This is a genomic window from Corallococcus silvisoli (assembly GCF_009909145.1).
In the GTDB taxonomy this organism is placed as follows: Bacteria; Myxococcota; Myxococcia; order Myxococcales; family Myxococcaceae; genus Corallococcus; species Corallococcus silvisoli.
Genome location: NZ_JAAAPJ010000005.1, coordinates 175,863 through 193,167 on the forward strand (window position 1 = coordinate 175,863; position 17,305 = coordinate 193,167).

Genomic DNA, 17,305 nt, shown 5'->3' on the forward strand with positions numbered 1-17,305 from the left:
CCGGAGTCCATCCATGCATCCCTCTCTCGCCAACATCGGCGCGTACATCAAGACGAACACCCTGGCCCTGGCCCCCGCGGCGCGCGCGGCCGGCACCACGCAGGGCCCCGCCATCGACGTCCCTCCCTTCCGCTCGGCGGTGCTCGCCGTCGCGGTGGGCGCCGTCACCGGCACGCCCACCGGCATCAGCGCCACCTTCACCTTCGAGTCGCGCGGCAGCACTGCGGGCGACGAGGGCGCGCCCGGTGCGTGGGCCCCAGTTGTGGACCGCGACGGGCAGACGCTGTCCGTCGTCGCCACTGCGGTGGACGGCGCCGTGGAGCTGGACGTGGACCTCTCCTTCATGGGCGATGACCACGACCAGGTGAGGGTGAAGCAGGTGCTGGCCTTCACCGGCGGCGCCTCCCCCACGCTCCTCACCGGCGCCGTGCTGGTGCTCGGCGGCTCCAACCGTCTCCCCGTGTAGCGGCGGGCACGCCTTCCCCCTCCCGTGCCTGCCCGGGCCGGGGTGGCCTCGTGCCGCCCCGGCCCTCTTTCTGCCCGAGGTGCCCCATGTCTGCCGTCGAGGACCTGCTCACCGCCGCCCAGCTGCCCGCCACCGTGCGCGACGCGGCCGACCCCGAGCGCCTGCCCCTGCTGATTTCCGCCGCGTCCCTGGCCCTGGCGGCGCACGTGGGCTACCCGCTGCACCGCCGCATGGCCGTGGTGGAGTCCGTGGCCAGCGCGGGCGGGCGCTACCTCTGGCTGCGCTCCGGGGGCGTGCGCCAGGTGACGCGCGTGGAGGTGTACGGTGCGGAGCTGCCCGCCACCGCCTACGCCCTGGAGTCCGCCCTCATGGGCCGCGTGGTGGCGCGCGGCGAGGCATGGCCCTTCACCGGCACCTGGTCGCCCGGCGTGTCCTCCACGCCGCTGCACGTGGAGGACACGGGCGCCCTCGTCGTCACCTACGACGCGGGCTGGGTGACGCCCGGCCAGGCGGCCCTGGACGCGGCCCTGGTGGTGGACCTGCCGGCGGACCTCCAGCTCGCCGCGCAGATGGTGGTGGGCGTGCTGGTGAGCGGGGACGGCGCGGAGGAGGCCGTCTCCGAGTCCATCGGCGGCACGTCCCTGACGCGCGCCACCGACGAGGACGGGCAGCTCCCCGCGGTGCCCGCTCGCGCGCGGCGCCTGGTGGCCCGCTACCGGCGCCCGCGCCAGGGGGCGGCGTGATGCTGCTGGGCCACCGTCTCCGGCAGCGCTTCGGCCTCGCGCGCTTCCTGGGCGCCAACGACCGCGGGCAGGAGGACTTCTCCGCGCCCACCGTGCACGCCTGCCGCTTCGAGGGCAGCACGAAGCGCCTCGTCACCTCCGACGGCACCGACGCCACCTCCGAGGCCGTCCTCTTCACCACGGTGGAGGTGAAGCCCGGGGACGCCCTCTGGCTGCCCGGCACCACGCCGGGCGACCTCGCCACGCGGCGCCGCCCACTGCGCATCACTCCGTGTTTCGACATCCGCGGGGCGCTGGACCACTACGAGGTGTACGTCTGATGGGCGCCGAGCTGCGAGACGTCGAGCTCCACGTGGCCGAGGTGTTGGACGCGGCGGGCCTGGGCATCTCCCGGACGTCTTCCCCGCCCAGCCTCTACCGCGGGCCCTGGCCCCTCAGCGCGCCGCCCCAGGTGGTGGCCGTGCGCGAGGTGCCGGGCGACGCGCCCGAGGACTACATGGGCACGGGGAGAAGCTTCCTCCAGCCAGACGTCCAGGTGCTGGTGCGCGCACTCACGTACCCGGATGCCCAGACACTGGCGCGACAGTGCTGGAGCGTCCTGCACCTGGCGGCCGTGCCCGGCTACGTCTCCTGCCGCGCGCAGGGCATGCCGTCGTACCTGGGCGCGGACGACAACCACCGGCACCGCTTCGTCTTCACCGTCACCTTGGCCTACGCCGCCTGACGCCGGAGGCCGCCCCTTCTTGGAGGCATGCCTGTCCGCGTGAAGCTCGACCTCGCTCCGCTCCTCAAGCTGCGCCAGCACCCGGAGCCGGTGCTGCGCAAGATGGGGGATGCCTGCTACGCGACCGTGCGCCACGCGCTGGACCTCTCCCAGTTCGACGTGCCGCGCGGCACCAGCACCGTCGAGTACGACGAGCACATGAATGAGAAGGCCGAGACGCGCCCTCTCGCGGACACGGGCTTCGTTGATGGCCCCGAGTTCCGGATGGACCGGCGCCTCTCCGTCACCTGGGTGGCGGGCTACGCGCACCACGCGGCCGGCGCCATCCACGAGGGCGTGCACTGGGACCGGCAGACCGAACCCCCGCCGCACTTTCTCAAGCAGGCATTCCGCCGCTCGCGCTCCCTCGGCCGCAAGAGCGTGAAGGCAGCCCTTGAGCAGGCTCTGAAAGAGTTTTTCCCGCCGAAGTGAAAGGAATTGCACCGTGTCTGAACCCACCATCATCCAGGCCCAGGACGCCTACTTCACCACCACCGTCCCCTCCGGGGCGCTCTCCGAAGCGGACCGCCTCGACGGTCTCTCGGAGCTGTCCATCCCTCTGACCGCCGACACGGTGGACAAGAACTACATGGGCAGCGCGGAGGCCGGTTGGAAGACGAGCGCCACCACCATGCGCAGCTTCACCGGCACCATCACCGGCCACCGGCTGAAGGACAACGCCGCGCAGAACCGCCTGGAGACGCACTTTCTCAGCGGCCTTGACGGGTACCTCACTGTCATCACGGACGCTGAAGCAACGGCGGGAGGCCAGGGCACGCGCTACCGCGTGAAGGTGACGAGCTTCGAGACGGGCGGCGCGATGACGGACGTCGAGCCGCTCAAGGTCTCCCTCACCGGCCAGGGCGCGCCCGTCAAGGTGTAGCCGCCCCTTTCCTCACTTCGTACCCCTTCAATCTGGAGAAGACAGACATGAACGACACCCCCGTGTACCGCAAGCCCATCGGAACCCGCCGCAAGTTCGTGAAGCGCATCACCATCGAGGGTGCGGACTACGACATCTGCGAGCCTTCGTCGGGCGACAAGACGGCCGCGCTGGAGAGCGCCAAGAAGGCCGGAGAAGTCGACGACAAGAACGAGGCCACCAGCCCGGATGCCGGCATGTACTTCGTGGCCCGGGTCGCCATCATGTGCCTCTACCACCCGGGCGGCTTCCGGCGCGTCCTGGGTCCCGAGGACCTGGAGGCCGTGAAGCACGAGCCCTGGCTGGACGAGTACGGCAAGGACTTCACCGCCGCCTTCGGTGGCCAGACGGTGGAGGAGGCCAAGGGAAACTCCGAAGCCACCCCGAACTGAGCGCCATCTACGGGGTGGCGAAAATGATGCACTGCGCACCCGAAGAGGTTCGCAGCTGGCCCTGGTCCGACGTCGTGAACCTGCTGGCCTACAGCGAGCAGGAGCGCGAGGAGATGGAGAAGCGCTTCCCGAAAACGGGCGCCTCCGGTTCCCCGCGCACCGCCTCACCGAGCACCAACACCACCGTCTACCGCTTCGGCCCGAAGCCCGCGCCGAAGCGGTAGGCGTAGTCCCCTGGGAGTCCTGTCATGGCATTGAAGGTCGGAGACCTCTACGTCGCCGTCACTGCGTCGATTGGTGAGGCAGTGGCTTCGCTGGGGAAGCTGGTGAAGCAGGCAGAGAAGGTCGCCAAGGCTGTGAAGGAGGCCACGGATCCCATCGGAAAAATCGGCGCCGTCGTCGCCGCAGGCATCGCCGCTGCGGTGGCGGCGGCAGGCGAGTCCAATGCGGCGATGAAGGAGCAGACCGAGCACATCAAGGCGCTGCTCATCACGCTCGCCGCGGAGCTGGGGGACCTCTTCATGCCGCTGGTGAAGCAGGTCTCGCACTTCATCGAGCAGGTGGTGGCGAAGCTCCAGTCCCTCTCGCCTGCCACGAAGAGGGCGGCGGCCAGTATGGCGGGGTGGGTGGCCGGCGTGGGCCTCGGCATCGGTGCCATCGGCAAGCTCGCGGGTACCATGGAGGGACTCTTCAAGGGCTTCGGCGTCTTCCTGGGAATGACCAAGCAGGTCCTTCCGGTGTTCACGCACCTGGGTGCCGGCGCGGGCAAGGCCTTCCAGTCTTTCCAGGCGCTGGCGAAGGTGGACATCGGCAATGCCCTGGCTGGCATGAAGTCCGGCGTCGGCGGGCTGGGCTCCGCGGTGGCGGACTTCGCGAAGTCCGTCCCCTCACTCCTGAGTAGCGTTGGGCGAATGGCCATGAGCTTCGCCGCAGCGGCCATCCCTATCCTGGCCGTCGTCGCCGCGCTCGCGGGCATCGCCCTGCTCGTCGGCAGCGTCTACAAGTCGTGGGGTGACATCAAGTACTTGGCCAAGGAGGCATGGAGCGCGATGTCCGAGTCCATCGCTGAAATGATGGCAGGCTTGAGCGACCTCGGCTTGAAGCTCGCGAACATCTTCCGCCTTGCCTTCAGCATCGTAGCGGGCGCCGTCGAAGCCATGGTGGACCGGTCCCTCGACTTCGTCGCCTTCCTGGTGGCCGGTGCAGCCCGCATTATCCGTCCCATAGCCGAGGCGGCCAGAATGCAGGGTGTGGCGGGAGCGTTCATGCCGCTTGAGGGGCTGACGGGGAAGCAACTCAAGCAGGAAATCAAGGCGGCGTTGGGCGCCGTTGGAAACGCCGCGAGCGACAGCCTCGACAAGGCCACCTCGGAGTTCACCAAGGGCGCAACAGCGCTGGTCCAAAAGGCGACCGACGGCGCGAAGGACGCCCTGGGCGCCGCGAAGGACATGGCGAGCGTTGGCATTCAGCACTCCCTCTCCGGCATCCAGGACATCGTGGCGGCCGTCCTCAACTCAAAGACGGTCGAGGAGTGGAAGGGGAAGATGGAGGAGCTGAAGTCCGTCATCAATTCGCTCTTCAACGGGAACGAGACGGCCACCCTGCGCACCGCAGATGAGAACGGCATTGAGGTGTCCGCCGCAGGCAACAAAGGAACGGAGCGCTTCGCGGAGCGCCTGCGTGGCGGGCTGGGCTCTCCGGCCATGGCTGCCTACAACAAGATGATCAAGGACAACGCCGAGGCGCTCGCGGAGGCCATCCGCAAGGCAGCCGAGGATGCAAAGGCAGCGGCTGACGCCGCGAAGGCCAACCTCATCAACGGCTTCATCGCGAGCCTTGGCGAGTTGGGCAACGTCATCAACACTGCCATGCAGGGCTTTCAGGCGGGAGGCGTCTGGGGCGCCATCATCGCCGTGGTGGCGGAGCTATTCATGGGCAGCGACCAGATGGCCGAGGTCATCGAGGTGATGAACGGCGTCATCAAGGAGCTGTCCAACCTCTTCGGCGCCGCTGCTACAGGGCTCAAGCCCATCGTCGGCGCGGTCGGATACATCGTGCAGATGCTGTCGAAAATCATCTCGCCCGTGCTGGAGGCGATGGGGCGCGCGATGGAGTCCATCGCCCCGGTCCTCGTCATGGTGGGTGCGGTGCTCGAAGCTCTCGCCCCCACCTTCGCGATGCTCAACAGTGCGCTCGGTGCCCTGGAGAAGCCGCTCAAGTGGTTGCTGAACGTCGTCCTGCACGGGCTCTTTGAGGTCCTCCGGTACGTGGGCCTCTCAATCGGATACATCATCAAGGGCATCGCCAGCGTCTGGAACGGCATCATCTCGGCCATCCAGTGGGTGTTCAAGAAGCTGGGGGACATCTCCATCTTCGGGGCTCACCCACTCGGCTTTCTCAAGGGTTGGGCGAGCAGCATGGAGTCCGCGAAGTTCGACACCGAAGCGCTGGCGAAGTCGCTCCAGGAGCTGGAGGGGCTCACCTGGGACGCGGCCATGGCCAAGGCCGAGGAGACGGCGGAAGTCATGAAGAACCGCGACGCGCTCCAGGACGTCAACGAGGCGTTGTCCAACGTGCCCGACATCTGGAAGGTGGCGCTCCGGCGTTTTGAGACACAGGACGAGCAGGACGGGCCGAACACGTCCCCCGGCAGCAAGGCGCCCACGCCGCCGTCCACGACGGTGGGCGACCCGGTGTCCGCGCCTGACGGACTCACCGTCGCCTTCCCACTGTTGCCCGCCATCAACCTCACGGTGGTGGGCTACGACATCGACGAGGCCATCGAGACGTCGATGCAGACGGTGGACGACGCCATGCGAAGGCTCAACATCCGCCGGTACGGCACGTCCGCTGCAGTCTCGCCCCGGTACGCGTAGCGCTGGGCCCGCCCTGGGTGTCCGGGGCGGGCCGTGCCGCTTCCAGCGAGGGGGCCTACGCTCACGTCTTCGATGGGAACTCGGGGCGGAGCAGGTCGAGGACAGAGGGCAGCCAGAGAATCTGGTAGCCGGACCGGCCCCCGTTCTTGAACGGGAGCTGCTCACCGAATGCCGCCCCCTTCTTCGTGAGGCACCAGGAGTTGCGACCGTCCTTCTCGTGGAGGCCAAGCTTCGTCAGTGCGCGGTTCACCTTCGCGGCGCTGCCGTTGTTCTTCGGCATACCCAGCGCCACAGCCAGCCTCGTCGGATTCAAGTCGGCAATGGGTCCGGCAGCCGGAGGAAGCGCCTTGCGGTAGGGCTCCATCGTGAGCCCCGTGTCCGTGTGAATCGCCTCCAGGCCCACAGCCATGGCGATGCCCGCCCGGACTCCGGGTCGGCGGGCGAGAAGGTCCATCGCCAGGAAGTGCGCGGCCACCTTCTCCTCGGTGGGTGTCGGCAGCGCGCGGGCCTGCGCCGCGGGCTGCACGCCTGGCATGGAGAAGGAGCCGGTCTTGCGGATCGAACGCAGAACCTCCGTCACCCAACGGCGGAAGGGCTCGGCTTTCGCCGACTTCGACAGGAAGACGGCGCGGTACAGGCCCGGCTCGCTCATCACTGTCATCTCCTGCTCTCCCCCAGGGGTACGCACGACGTGCGTACCCTTCTCATCCTCCGCCAGCGTCCGAGTCATGTCGCTGGCCATGCGGTACTCCAGAGCCTCCGCGACATCCTTGGCCACAAACCACGGTTCACCGTCGAGGCCGGTGACAGTGCGAACCTTCTGGTTGGACTCGAACTCGAACGTCTGCAGACTGCTGGGCTTGCAACTGGACATGGGGCTCCCTCGAAAGAAACACCTCGCGAAGGGCTCAGCCCCCCCGCGCAGGCTATCAGTCACCCCCAATCCGCACCGACGGCCTGACCGCCTGTCGTAGGTCGCCACTCCCAACCCTGTCAACTAACCAGGTTGGTTCTCGCAGGTACGACTGCACAGGTATCCAGTCGGATATTGCCGCACGTTGCCGCCAAGCATCGCCGCGCACCGCCGAGTGCCGCGCACAGCACGCCTGGGCACGACACCTCCATAGCGAGGGACGCACCACGCCCGCCCCTTCTCCAAGGGCATGGCCTATCTCACCCTCAGCGGCATCGAGGTCCGGTGCTCCGCGTCCAAGGGGCTCACCCAGAAGCCCACGCTGCTGGGCCCGCGCGTGCGCACGTACTCCGGCTGGGCGATGAGCGGCACCCGCGCGCGCATCAACACGTGGTCCGCCGGTACGCCGCCCCTGCCGATGGCGGAGGCCCAGGCCCTGCGCCGCCTCATCGACGGCGAGGGGCACAGCTGGGCCTTCGGGCACGCGGCCGTCAACGCCTACACCTCCAGCAAGGGCGCGGTGCCGTCGCTCCTGACTGGAGTGCCCCAGGCAGGCACGGACATCTCGGGGCGATGGGGGCAGGGCGCCATGTACCTCAACCCGCACGAGGCGGTGACGTGGGCGCTGGGCACGCGCGCAGACGCCACCGTCGGCTGCTGGGTGCGCGGCCCGTCCATCGGCCCCGGCTGGATGCACGTGGCGCTGCTCTTCGGGCCTGACGAGCTCTACGCCAATGGCTCGGAGCTGGGCATCGTGGATGACCTGGATGGTGAGGTGGGGCTGGTCATCTCCATCTCGGGGGGCACGCTGACGGTGCGCGCCACCGCCGATGACATCGCGGTGAGCGACCTCGTCTACCTGCCGTACACGATGCCGCGCGCGTGGGTGCCTCAGTGGGCCGCCGCGACGGCCCCCTGGGGCCCGCTGCCGTACCACCGCGCTGATGGCACCGGACTCCCCGAACCCGCCCGCGTGCTGGGCACGGCGGGTGACGCCGCCGCCGTGGAGTACGACGAGGACGGCGCGCGGGTGCAGGGCCAGTACCTCGACTTTGAGCTGCTGCAACTGCCGGAGGGCACCTGACATGCGCACTCTTACGACGGCCGAGGTAGCGGCCATCACCTGCCCCGCGGGCTTCGGCTCGCACCCGCGCGTGATGGTGCAGCGTGGCGCCGCGTGGACAGACCTCTCCACCCTCCTGCCCGGAGACTACCTGCTCGGCGTGAGTTGGTCGGACAGCATCGACGCGCCAGTGTCTGATGCCAGTGCCTCCGTGGTGCGCAACGGCCCGGACGGCAAGCGCCTCAGCCTCTCGCCCCTCGTGGTCGGGAGCGTTCTCAACACGGTGGACGGCAGCTACCAGCCGCTGCTGCGCGAGGGCGCCTACTGGCGCGTTGAGGTGGCAACGGTGCCGCTCGACACGCGCCGCGTGGACGTGCCCGCAGGCGCCTGGCGCGAGGTGTGGCGCGGCCGCATCGACGAGGTGGACGCCGGCGGCGAGGAGCTGCGCATCACCGGGCGCGACCTGGGCGGACTCCTCCAAGACACGTGGGCGGAGGTGGAGCGCAACTACGGCAGTGCCGCGGGCACGCCTGTCCAGTCCGTCATCCAGTCCATCCTCAACGACAACGGCATGTCTGCCTTCGGCCTCTACACGCCCGTCAATCCGTCGTCGGTGCGCGGCCCCTACGTGCAGGAGCGCGAGCCGCTCCTCGATGCCGTGCGCTTTCTCGCGGAGCAGATTGGATGGGACGTGCGCATGCGCTGGCGCGAGGACGCGGCCGCCTTCGCGCTGACGATCTGGAGCCCGGACCGACTGACGGACACGCCCGTCGCCACCTTCGGCCCGGACAACGTGTTGGAGGTCAGCGAGCTGAAGCGAAGTCTGGAGCACGTCCGCAACGTCGTGGAGGTCGTGTACATGGACAAGCTGGACAAGGACGTCGGTGGCGAGAAGAAGCGCAAGACGGTGACGTCCACCAACCCCACCAGCGTCGCGCTGTACGGGCGCCGGTGGATGCAGGTGGCCGAGGGCGGCTCCAGTCTCATCGACACCGCCGCGGAGGCGCAGCGCCTAGCGGACGCGGCCATTGCCGACCTGTCCGAGTCGGCGCTCAGCCTGTCGCTGACGTTGCCCGGCATCCACTGGTACCTCCATGCGGCGGACCTGGTGCAGGTGCTGCCCGACGGCGTGCACTTCGATGTGACTCAGCGCCTGGGCATCGTCTCCGTGGAGTTCGAGTGCGCCACCTCCGGTGAAGCACGCACGAAGCTCCAGCTACAGGGCCGCCCGTGCACGAGCCGCGCGGAGTGGATGGAGAGGGACGCGCGCCCCGGCATCGCGCAGTCCGCCACCTTCACCGGGCCCGCGGCGCCGTCGGGGTTCGTGGCGGCGAACACCGTCAACGGCTTCAGTCTCGCCTGGACGCCTGCCGCTGACGGGCCCGCATGGGACTCCTACGAACTGCACGTCAGCAGCTCGTCCAGCTTCATTCCGTCCCAGGCGACATACCGAGCCACCAGCCGCGCCACGCGCTTCGAGGTGGCCGACCTGGTGGCCGGCCGCGCCTACTACGCGCGCGTCATCCCCCGCGACCTGAAGGGCAACGCGGGACCGGCCAGCGCGGAGGTGACGCTCGCGCCCAGGTACGTCGCGCCGGCCATGCTCGCACCCAACGTGACGTGGGCGGTGCTACCGCTCAACGCCGACTTCGAGGCGCTCAGCGACCCGGCCGCACCGCCAGACGGATGGAGCCTCTCCCCCGGGACGTGGGGCGTGGACGCCTTCGACGGCGCCACCGGTTCCACCGTGTTCAGCGGCTTGCGCTCCGTACGCCTCGCGCCGACGCTCCTGGCCACGCTCCTGGGCAGCCAGCCCTTCGTCGTCAGGCCGGGGGATCTGCTCTTCCCCAGCGCGATGGTCAGCAAGGGCAGCGAGGCCGTCAATCCCGCCCACCAGGGCATCCTGTTCATCCGCTGGCTCGACGCTTCGTTCGGTTTCATCAGCGCAGTCGTGGTGGACCAGGTCCAGGCGTCCTTGGGTTCGTGGCAGGAGCTGGGGCGCGGCGCCAACGTGGTGGCGCCCTTCGGGGCCCGGTACGCGCAGCTCTTCGTGGGCAAGGCCAACCCTCTGGCGTACACGCTCTACGTGGACTCCGCGCGCGTCGCGTGGCAGCCCCGCCCCCAGGACTACCAGCAGGCGTCGATGATTAGCGCCTCCGGCTGGGTGGGCGCCGGCGCCCCACGCAACCCGAACTACTACAAGAACTCCGCGGGAGACGTGGTGCTCGGCGGCGGAATGAAGTCCGGCACCATGGGAAGCGCAGCGTTCGTGCTCCCGGCAGGCTACCGGCCACTCAATGAGCAGCGCCTCCTCGTGGACTGCGGCGCCGTCGTCGGCCGCGTGCGCATCACGTCCGACGGCTCCGTGACGCCCATCTCCGGCAGCACGACGGAGTTCAACCTCGACGGCGTGCGCTTCCGCGCGGAGGCGTGAGACTCAAGGCTGAAGCGCGGCAGCGACCTTCTGTTTCTCCGCATCGGACTCGCCGCGTACCTCGAAGACGATGGCGCCATGCTGAATCCGCTGGGCAGGCTCAAGCGGGATTCCATCCATCGTCTCCTTCCATTTCCGCGCGGCGTCTACAGAGTTGAACTGGAGAATTCCGACCTTCGATGCGCCGGACTGATAGTCGAAGCAGCGTGGCGCCACCATCTGCTTGGCGTCCTCCGTCTTCTCGGTAAGCACGACGCCGCGCGTCTTCGCAAATGCCTCGGCGGACTCGATGGTGTCGAGCCCCTTGGAGCAAGCAACGGTTGACAGCGCTATGGCAATGGCAAGCATCCGCATCACGGGAACCACCTCCTGCCGCGATGCGTAGCACCCAAAGCCGCGCGCGGACAATGCGGCCAGTCCCTGGCTCACCCATCGTGCAGCCCGAGGCTGCACACCCGGCCGTAGCTCATGACGAAGGTCGGTCCGCCGCAGGTGGGGCAGCGCTCCTCCGGAGGCACCTCGCGCGGCTGGGGCGGCGGCTCGGCCACGCCCTGGAGGCGGGCGAGGTCGCGCAGGTAGTCCGCGCGGACCTGCCGGTGACGTTGCAGATCCAGTGACGGCTTCGTGGGTCGGCGGGGTCGCATCGGCCCTCCTCCGGCAGGAGAAGGGGTGCCACCAGGCCTACCGCCGCTTTCGCTCCCGAGCGGCAAGGGCCTCCTCCAGCAAGCGGACCGCAACCTCGTCAGGCCCGAGACGCTCGCTAGCCGCCAGGGCACGAACCGCATCCGCATGCTTGGACAGGCAGTCGAACACGCTGAAGCCGAGGAGCATCGCCTTGACGCGCGCGCTGTTGATGGAGCGAAGTCGCTCTGCCTCCTTCATCGCCTTGGCGCGTTCGTTGAGGGAGGCGGGGGCGCGCATGCTGAACTGGTCGTCGAACTTCTCTTCCTCGGGCTCGAACAGCATCGGCACCTCCGTGCGCAGCACATTTGTATCCCAATGTGAGTCCCACCTGCAACCCAGCCCTCTTGACTTGAATCCCACTTGGGATACATTTCGATGCGCGCATGCTCCCTTGGGAAGGTGGCGGGCGCCACGGCGCTAGGCGACCGAGCGAGGGCGTATGCGACAGGCAGAGAATATCTGGCGGGGTCCGGAGTCGGTGTCCCTGCGCAGCGGAGGCAGCAGCACGAAGGCCCCGCGCGTGGGGAGCCGTGAGCGTCCGCTCGACATCATCATCCGCCGCTATCGGCGTATCCTGTTGGGCCGCCTGTACCAGGTGCGCGACGCCAGGACGGGCGCGCCGTCGCTCGACCTTCATGCCACGGGACGTCACCCGGACTTCCACCCGGACGTGGATGTGGACCTGGTCGTCTCCGCGCGAGCAGCGACAGAGGATGCGCCCTCGCGAGTCCGTGTCCGGCTGGCCAACGTGTCGGAGGCTGCATCCGACGCGGACGCGGCGCGCGTTGCGGAGGGTGCCTTGAGCCTCGCCAAGGCGATGGTGCAATCCACCTGCACGCGCAGCGAACTGGCCGCCACAATGGCGCACCTGCGCGCACCAGCTCGGCCCCGCGGACCTATCCTGCGCTCGCGCAGGTACTGGAGGCGCGCGCGTAGGGCACTTGCGAGGACCTGGGGAGGCGCGCTGACAAGCGGCTACGTCTCCATTGTGCTCGCAGGGGCGGCAATCTTGGGTTCCATCATGATGCCCCACCGCGCGCCGGAGATGTCTCCCGATGGCGGCGGCAACCAGCCAGCGGGCGGCCTCGTCTTCCTGGCATCCACGTCCGACGCTCCCGAGATGTCGCTGGAGGTCCCCAAGCGGCCCTTCAAAGGGCAGAAGACAAAGGACTGCGACACCGACGCGAGCGAGCAGTTCATCAACGGCGGCTGCTGGGTGGAAACCTCGAAGAAGGCTCCGTGCGGAGACAAGCAGTACGAGTACCGGGGGAAGTGCTACCGCCCCATTGGCCAGGAGTAAGTGCCGCGCGCGTTGCGCTGCCTACTTGCGCAACGCTCTGACTGGTGTTACCCCTAGTTCAGGTTTTAGTCGTTCCAACGATTCGCTGAAGCAGTGAGATCAGCGGCGAGTCGTCTCCCAAATCGAGCTTTGGCTAGCGCCCCGTTCCGGGTGCGAGGGCCGCCAGAAAAGGCCGGTGCACCCGAGTGATGTCGGGACACCCGCCCCACGGCGCTCCGTCGGCGTTACTGATCTCCGCCGACGGAGTGCCACTTTGTTTCTGGGTGGGGTTCGCATGGGTCACGCAGGGCACGACGGCCATCCCAACGACAGCTCCAACGGTTCGGCACCTGCACCGTCTCGTGCGCTGGACCCCTGTCTCGCCGCGAGACGAACCGACATCAGCGCTCCTCTTCACGCCGCTGGCACGGCGCGTGCTCAACGCGCGCGCGACCGGAGGCGGGCATGTGCCCGCAAACGGCTGCGGACGAGGCTTCGACCCTTGGGGTCGTTGCCCACCTTCTTGACCTATCATCTTGTTCAGTGTCGTCCGAGCGGGGGAGTCGATGAATAGCGCAGTCAGCAACGGAGCATTGGAGGACGCCTGGGACGTGCGCCGCGCCGCGCAGTTTCTCGGCGTGTCGGAGAAGACGCTGTATCGCTGGGCTGCGGCGGGCACGCTGCCCAGCTTCAAGCTGGGGGGACTCCTGCGCTTCAGCCCGTCGGCGCTCATGGACTGGCGTGAGAAGCAGAGCCGCGGCGGGGAGCACTAGGCCATGGCGTACGTATTTCAGAGGAGGAAGAGCTGGTACGGCGGCTGGGTGGACGAGAGGGGCCGCCCCTTCAAGCAGCGACTCCCCGCAGCGACGAAGACCGAGGCCAAGAGGCTCGCGGATGCAGCCGAGCAGAAGGCCTGGCGCATCCGCAACGGGCTCGAGGAGGCCCCCAAGCCCGACCTCACGGTGTCCGAGGGGATCGCGCTGCGTCTGGAGACGCTGCCCCAGGAGTACAAGACGAAGAAGCGGCAGCGGGAGCTCCTGGCCCACGTCGAGAAGGCGCTGGGGACGAGGCTCCTCAAGGATGTCCTGCCCCTTGATGTGCTCAAGCTGCTTGCAGCCCTCTCGCATCTCTCGCCTCAGTCGCGAGAGCATGTGCGGATGGCCGGCCAGGGCCTGTACACGTTCCTGACTGAGACGGCGAAGTCCTTCACTGGCGACAACCCATTCAAGGAGGCCGGGCAAGTCGATGTCCCCGAGCGCGAACCTGGATTCTTCGACCCCGACCAGTTCACCCGCCTCATTGAGGTGATGAAGCCGCACCTCGCGGCCGCGGCGTTGTTCAGCACGCTCACCGGTACGCGCAAGGCTGAAGTCCGGAAAGCACTCAAGGACGACACGCACATCGCTGAGCGCTATGTCCTCATTCGAGGCCCGAAGAACAACAAGGACCGGCGAGTTCCCATCCCGGAGGTTCTTGTCTCTCTGCTGGAGCAACAGCTCAAGACGCCTGGGAAGTACCTCTTCTGCCGACAGAACGGAGCGCAGTACACCAACAACTGGCGTGCCCACGACGTCATTGCGCGGGCATGCGTTCGGGCTGGTCTCATTCAGGGCACGCAGCCGTACTGCTTCCGTACGGCATGCGGATGGAAGGGGGACATGGTGTCCATGCGGGCAGTCCTCGCATGCCCACGCTGCGGACGGTCCGCGCGCTGGAAGGAGGTCCCAATCTCACTGCGGTTCAAGGAGCTGCGGTCCACCTACGCGACCCTCGGCTACGCCACGACGGGTGACATCCACTTCGTTCAGAAGGTGCTCGGCCACAGCGACCCGAAGCTGACGCAAGCGCGGTACGCGCGCGCCCTGCCCGAGCACCTTCGCCGGGGCGCGAACGCGGTGGGCGCCATCCTGATGCCGACGGCAAAGCCTGGGAGTCCTGTGGGAGAAAATCCTGGGGCTGGGCGGGGTTCAGTGGGGAGTGGCGAGAATCCACCCGACGGTAACAACCCGAATGAAAGCAAAGGGATAGCGATGCCGGGCATGGTTGAGGAATTGCGAGAAAGCGCGAGACAGCGGGCCCAGCGGTTTCCTAAACCGCAGGCCACAGGTTCGATTCCTGTCGGGGTCACAGCTCAAGTCCCCGGCCCGACTCAGGAAATTGTCGGGCCGGGGGCAACGGGCCCCACGAGGCAGCAAGTGCGCGCTGGCGCGACGTGGACAGGCCTATCCCACCTCCGCGTACTGCCGAGAGCGAGGCGGCGGCGCTGGTCGTCGTGGCTCACTGGCTGCAGCTGCATTCTCCGTAGACGCACTTGTCGCGGCTCAGCGCCCCCTTCGTGATGAGACAGCTCATCTCGCATTTGAGGCTGCCGCAGGCCTGCTCGTAGGGCTCTCCCAGCCCATCAAGAAAGAGAGCCCCGCCACAGAGAGCGGCGACACCCGTCAGCCAGGCAATGACACGTCCCACCCTCTTCGTCCGAACGGTTTGGGCCATGCACTCCTCGTAAGCTGAGCTGCGCTCGCTCCCATACAACCATCACGCGCACCGAGAGCACAGCACCAAAGCCGGTCTCAGAAGATCAGCGTGCCGTCGGCCTGAACAAGAACGACCCCACTCCGCCTGCGCCAACCGCCCCCTGCGCTCCGAAGTGGGGTCGGCTCACTGCCCCACCTGTCGCTGCTGCTCGACGGGATATCGAGCGCCTACGATTTCAACCTTCGAGACCGCCGCCTCCAGGTCGCGGAGCTCGTCGGGCGTCAGCTTCATCTCGGCGGCCCGCAAGTTCTCTTCGAGGCGCGCCAGCTTGGTCGTGCCCGGAATGGGAACGATCCACGGTTTCCGCGCGAGCAGCCACGCCAGCGCGACCTGTGCCGGCGTCGCCCCCCTGCTCCTGCCGAAGCGACTGAGCGTCTCCACGATGGCCGTATTCGCCCGCATTGCCTCTGGCGTGAACCGAGGCAGGGTGTTGCGGTTGTCGTTGCCGGAGTCAAAGCGCGTGTACTCATTCAGTGCGCCGCCCAGGAAGCCCCGGTTCAGCGGGCTGTAGGGAACGAAGCCGATCCCCAGTTCCTCGAGCACGGGCAGAACGCCGTTCTCCGGCTCCCTCCACATCAGGGAGTACTCACTCTGGACCGCGGTCACCGGCTGAACCGCATGGGCCCGACGGATGGTCTGCGCGCCAACTTCGCAGAGTCCAAACCGCTTCACCTTGCCCTCTTGAATCAGGTCCTTCACCACACCGGCGACGTCTTCGATCGGCACCTCAGGGTCGACGCGATGTTGGTAGTAGAGGTCAATCGCTTCGACGCGGAGGCGCTTGAGCGAGGCCTCCGCGGCCTTTCGAATGCCGTCGGGCCGGCTGTTCATCTGTCCTTCGAGATGCTTGCCGTCGACGATGCGGTGGCCGAACTTCGTCGTGACCCAGACGCGACCTCGGTACGGCGCAAGCGCCTCTCCCGCGAGCTCTTCGTTGATGAACGGGCCGTACACCTCAGCGGTGTCGAAGAGCGTGACGCCACGCTCCACGGCCTGACGAATCAGGGCGATCATGGCGCTCCGCTCGGGGGCAACGCCACGATGATGGTTCAGCCCCATGCATCCAAAGCCAAGCGCGGACACCTCCATGCGGAAAGGCCCCGAGCCCAGTCCGCGGCGTTCGCTGATGACCGCCAGGCTCAAGGCCGACGACTGGGGCGATGGAGAACGCCCCGACGAGACCTGCTCGCTCCGGGAGGCGGAGAGGGACGGCGCCGCGCATGCAGCGGTTCCGAGAATCGCTCCCGTAAGCAAGGCACGGCGCTCCAGCCGCCGTGAGTCGTCACGCTGATCGCTGTCCATGTAGATGCCTCCGTGTTGTTGACGATGGGGTCTGAAGCTCAGTGCGCCGTGAATCCGCCGTCGACGGCGAGCGCATGACCGATGACAAAGCTCGCTCCCGGGCCGCAGAGCCAGAGCACCGCCGAGGCGATCTCCTCGGGGCGCCCGAGCCGGCCAATAGGCTGGTCACGAAGGATCTCCTTCATCGCGGCCGGCTCTTTCTCCAGCATCCCCGCGACCATGGGCGTCTCGATGACGCCCGGACAGACGGCGTTGATCCGGATGCCCTTCGACGCGACCTCGAGCGCCGCGCTCTTGGTCATGCCAATCACGCCGAACTTCGACGCGTGGTAGGTCGCACGCCCCGGGATGCCGATGAGCCCACCGATGGACGAGCAGTTGACAATGGCGCCGCTCCCCTGTGCTTGCATCCGCACCAGCTCGTGCTTCATGCAGTTCCAGACGCCGCGCAGGTTGGTGGCCTGGATTCGTTCGAACTGGGCGCCCTCCTCGTCGACGACATCGGTCGCCGGACCCTGAATGCCTGCGTTGTTGAAGGCCGCATCGAGTCGCCCGAAGGACGACACCGTGCGCTCGACGAGCGCCTTGACCTGCGCCTCATCGGACACGTCACATCGCACGAAGAGGGTCTTGTCGCGCCACGTGCTGAACTGTTCAGTCACGACCCGGGCCGCGTCTTCACGGATGTCCGCGAGCACGACGGCCGCGCCCGCCTCGGCGAAGGCTCGTGCGGTCGCCAGGCCGATCCCCGAGCCCGCCCCCGTTACCAACGCCACCTTCCCTTCGAACCACGAACGCATTGACGCATCGCTATTCATTTGGACTCCTTCACGAGGCTCACGAACAAACGAATAGGCGCGACGGCGGAGGCACACTAGGTGCGCTCGGACTGAAGGCCCCTTAAGCCCCGCTGGACAATCCTCGACGGGGCTC

General features: G+C 67.8%; 20 protein-coding genes. 14 read left to right on the forward strand and 6 right to left on the reverse strand.

What is annotated here, in order from left to right; translation table 11 throughout:
* Positions 1-13: 13 nt before the first annotated feature.
* The 9 genes from GTY96_RS09820 to GTY96_RS09860 all read left to right on the forward strand — a co-directional run bounded on the left by GTY96_RS09820 (position 14) and on the right by GTY96_RS09860 (position 6,162).
* Positions 14-466, forward strand: a complete 453-nt coding sequence (locus GTY96_RS09820) for a hypothetical protein (protein ID WP_161664564.1) — start codon at positions 14-16, stop codon at positions 464-466.
* Between the two features lie 86 nt (positions 467-552).
* Positions 553-1,209, forward strand: coding sequence for a hypothetical protein (locus GTY96_RS09825; protein ID WP_161664565.1), 657 nt, complete (start codon positions 553-555; stop codon positions 1,207-1,209).
* Positions 1,209-1,529 carry a hypothetical protein gene (locus tag GTY96_RS09830; protein ID WP_161664717.1) on the forward strand — a complete coding sequence of 107 codons (321 nt, stop codon included), beginning with the start codon at positions 1,209-1,211 and terminating at the stop codon, positions 1,527-1,529. The genes GTY96_RS09825 and GTY96_RS09830 overlap by 1 nt, the downstream gene beginning before the upstream one ends.
* The gene (locus GTY96_RS37155; protein ID WP_201755963.1) at positions 1,529-1,933 is read left to right on the forward strand and encodes a minor capsid protein; all 405 of its coding nucleotides are present in this window, start codon (positions 1,529-1,531) and stop codon (positions 1,931-1,933) included. The genes GTY96_RS09830 and GTY96_RS37155 overlap by 1 nt, the downstream gene beginning before the upstream one ends.
* A gap of 39 nt (positions 1,934-1,972) precedes the next feature.
* On the forward strand, positions 1,973-2,404 hold the full coding sequence (locus GTY96_RS09840) for a hypothetical protein (protein ID WP_328700819.1): 432 nt from the start codon (positions 1,973-1,975) through the stop codon (positions 2,402-2,404).
* Between the two features lie 13 nt (positions 2,405-2,417).
* A complete protein-coding gene (locus GTY96_RS09845) occupies positions 2,418-2,855 on the forward strand; it encodes a phage tail tube protein (protein WP_161664567.1) in 438 nt (145 codons plus the stop codon).
* Positions 2,856-2,902: 47 nt separating this feature from the next.
* On the forward strand, positions 2,903-3,286 hold the full coding sequence (locus tag GTY96_RS09850) for a phage tail protein (RefSeq protein WP_161664568.1): 384 nt from the start codon (positions 2,903-2,905) through the stop codon (positions 3,284-3,286).
* A gap of 23 nt (positions 3,287-3,309) precedes the next feature.
* A complete protein-coding gene (locus GTY96_RS09855) occupies positions 3,310-3,510 on the forward strand; it encodes a hypothetical protein (protein WP_161664569.1) in 201 nt (66 codons plus the stop codon).
* Positions 3,511-3,534: 24 nt separating this feature from the next.
* Complete coding sequence (locus tag GTY96_RS09860; RefSeq protein ID WP_161664570.1) at positions 3,535-6,162, forward strand: phage tail tape measure protein; 2,628 nt, start codon at positions 3,535-3,537, stop codon at positions 6,160-6,162.
* A gap of 61 nt (positions 6,163-6,223) precedes the next feature.
* Here GTY96_RS09860 and GTY96_RS09865 read toward each other — a convergent pair whose 3' ends face one another.
* Positions 6,224-7,036 carry a BRO-N domain-containing protein gene (locus tag GTY96_RS09865; RefSeq protein ID WP_161664571.1) on the reverse strand — a complete coding sequence of 271 codons (813 nt, stop codon included), beginning with the start codon at positions 7,034-7,036 and terminating at the stop codon, positions 6,224-6,226.
* 289 nt (positions 7,037-7,325) lie between these two features.
* Here GTY96_RS09865 and GTY96_RS09870 point away from each other — a divergent pair, with 289 nt between their 5' ends.
* The gene (locus tag GTY96_RS09870) at positions 7,326-8,159 is read left to right on the forward strand and encodes a hypothetical protein (protein WP_161664572.1); all 834 of its coding nucleotides are present in this window, start codon (positions 7,326-7,328) and stop codon (positions 8,157-8,159) included.
* A gap of 1 nt (position 8,160) precedes the next feature.
* Entirely contained in the window at positions 8,161-10,572 is a 2,412-nt protein-coding gene (locus tag GTY96_RS09875) for a fibronectin type III domain-containing protein (RefSeq protein ID WP_161664573.1), read from the forward strand.
* 3 nt (positions 10,573-10,575) lie between these two features.
* Here GTY96_RS09875 and GTY96_RS09880 read toward each other — a convergent pair whose 3' ends face one another.
* The 3 genes from GTY96_RS09880 to GTY96_RS09890 form a co-directional block, all read right to left on the reverse strand.
* Positions 10,576-10,929, reverse strand: a complete 354-nt coding sequence (locus GTY96_RS09880; protein WP_407926973.1) for a hypothetical protein — start codon at positions 10,927-10,929, stop codon at positions 10,576-10,578.
* 68 nt (positions 10,930-10,997) lie between these two features.
* Positions 10,998-11,216, reverse strand: a complete 219-nt coding sequence (locus GTY96_RS09885; protein WP_161664574.1) for a hypothetical protein — start codon at positions 11,214-11,216, stop codon at positions 10,998-11,000.
* Positions 11,217-11,253: 37 nt separating this feature from the next.
* Entirely contained in the window at positions 11,254-11,538 is a 285-nt protein-coding gene (locus GTY96_RS09890; RefSeq protein WP_161664575.1) for a hypothetical protein, read from the reverse strand.
* Positions 11,539-12,277: 739 nt separating this feature from the next.
* Between GTY96_RS09890 and GTY96_RS09895 the strand changes: the two genes are divergently transcribed.
* From GTY96_RS09895 to GTY96_RS09905, 3 genes are all read left to right on the forward strand, one after another.
* On the forward strand, positions 12,278-12,556 hold the full coding sequence (locus GTY96_RS09895; protein WP_161664576.1) for a hypothetical protein: 279 nt from the start codon (positions 12,278-12,280) through the stop codon (positions 12,554-12,556).
* Positions 12,557-13,101: 545 nt separating this feature from the next.
* A complete protein-coding gene (locus tag GTY96_RS09900; RefSeq protein ID WP_161664577.1) occupies positions 13,102-13,308 on the forward strand; it encodes a helix-turn-helix domain-containing protein in 207 nt (68 codons plus the stop codon).
* A gap of 3 nt (positions 13,309-13,311) precedes the next feature.
* Positions 13,312-14,874 carry a tyrosine-type recombinase/integrase gene (locus GTY96_RS09905; RefSeq protein ID WP_161664578.1) on the forward strand — a complete coding sequence of 521 codons (1,563 nt, stop codon included), beginning with the start codon at positions 13,312-13,314 and terminating at the stop codon, positions 14,872-14,874.
* A gap of 319 nt (positions 14,875-15,193) precedes the next feature.
* On the opposite strand, the gene GTY96_RS09910 is transcribed toward GTY96_RS09905, so the two are convergent.
* Positions 15,194-16,159, reverse strand: a complete 966-nt coding sequence (locus GTY96_RS09910) for an aldo/keto reductase (protein WP_201755994.1) — start codon at positions 16,157-16,159, stop codon at positions 15,194-15,196.
* A 251-nt stretch (positions 16,160-16,410) separates the two neighbouring features.
* The gene (locus tag GTY96_RS09915) at positions 16,411-17,190 is read right to left on the reverse strand and encodes a glucose 1-dehydrogenase (RefSeq protein WP_235685504.1); all 780 of its coding nucleotides are present in this window, start codon (positions 17,188-17,190) and stop codon (positions 16,411-16,413) included.
* Positions 17,191-17,305: the final 115 nt, after the last annotated feature.

What these genes read in the sequence shown, in the direction of transcription:
- GTY96_RS09820 (WP_161664564.1), top strand. Translation starts at nt 14, where the DNA reads ATGCATCCCTCTCTCGCCAACATCGGCGCGTACATCAAGACGAACACC.
- GTY96_RS09825 (WP_161664565.1), top strand. Translation starts at nt 553, where the DNA reads ATGTCTGCCGTCGAGGACCTGCTCACCGCCGCCCAGCTGCCCGCCACC.
- GTY96_RS09830 (WP_161664717.1), top strand. Translation starts at nt 1,209, where the DNA reads ATGCTGCTGGGCCACCGTCTCCGGCAGCGCTTCGGCCTCGCGCGCTTC.
- GTY96_RS37155 (WP_201755963.1), top strand. Translation starts at nt 1,529, where the DNA reads ATGGGCGCCGAGCTGCGAGACGTCGAGCTCCACGTGGCCGAGGTGTTG.
- GTY96_RS09850 (WP_161664568.1), top strand. Translation starts at nt 2,903, where the DNA reads ATGAACGACACCCCCGTGTACCGCAAGCCCATCGGAACCCGCCGCAAG.
- GTY96_RS09855 (WP_161664569.1), top strand. Translation starts at nt 3,310, where the DNA reads ATGATGCACTGCGCACCCGAAGAGGTTCGCAGCTGGCCCTGGTCCGAC.
- GTY96_RS09860 (WP_161664570.1), top strand. Translation starts at nt 3,535, where the DNA reads ATGGCATTGAAGGTCGGAGACCTCTACGTCGCCGTCACTGCGTCGATT.
- GTY96_RS09865 (WP_161664571.1), bottom strand. Translation starts at nt 7,036, where the DNA reads ATGTCCAGTTGCAAGCCCAGCAGTCTGCAGACGTTCGAGTTCGAGTCC.
- GTY96_RS09870 (WP_161664572.1), top strand. Translation starts at nt 7,326, where the DNA reads ATGGCCTATCTCACCCTCAGCGGCATCGAGGTCCGGTGCTCCGCGTCC.
- GTY96_RS09875 (WP_161664573.1), top strand. Translation starts at nt 8,161, where the DNA reads ATGCGCACTCTTACGACGGCCGAGGTAGCGGCCATCACCTGCCCCGCG.
- GTY96_RS09885 (WP_161664574.1), bottom strand. Translation starts at nt 11,216, where the DNA reads ATGCGACCCCGCCGACCCACGAAGCCGTCACTGGATCTGCAACGTCAC.
- GTY96_RS09890 (WP_161664575.1), bottom strand. Translation starts at nt 11,538, where the DNA reads ATGCTGTTCGAGCCCGAGGAAGAGAAGTTCGACGACCAGTTCAGCATG.
- GTY96_RS09895 (WP_161664576.1), top strand. Translation starts at nt 12,278, where the DNA reads ATGATGCCCCACCGCGCGCCGGAGATGTCTCCCGATGGCGGCGGCAAC.
- GTY96_RS09900 (WP_161664577.1), top strand. Translation starts at nt 13,102, where the DNA reads ATGAATAGCGCAGTCAGCAACGGAGCATTGGAGGACGCCTGGGACGTG.
- GTY96_RS09905 (WP_161664578.1), top strand. Translation starts at nt 13,312, where the DNA reads ATGGCGTACGTATTTCAGAGGAGGAAGAGCTGGTACGGCGGCTGGGTG.
- GTY96_RS09910 (WP_201755994.1), bottom strand. Translation starts at nt 16,159, where the DNA reads ATGGAGGTGTCCGCGCTTGGCTTTGGATGCATGGGGCTGAACCATCAT.
- GTY96_RS09915 (WP_235685504.1), bottom strand. Translation starts at nt 17,190, where the DNA reads ATGAATAGCGATGCGTCAATGCGTTCGTGGTTCGAAGGGAAGGTGGCG.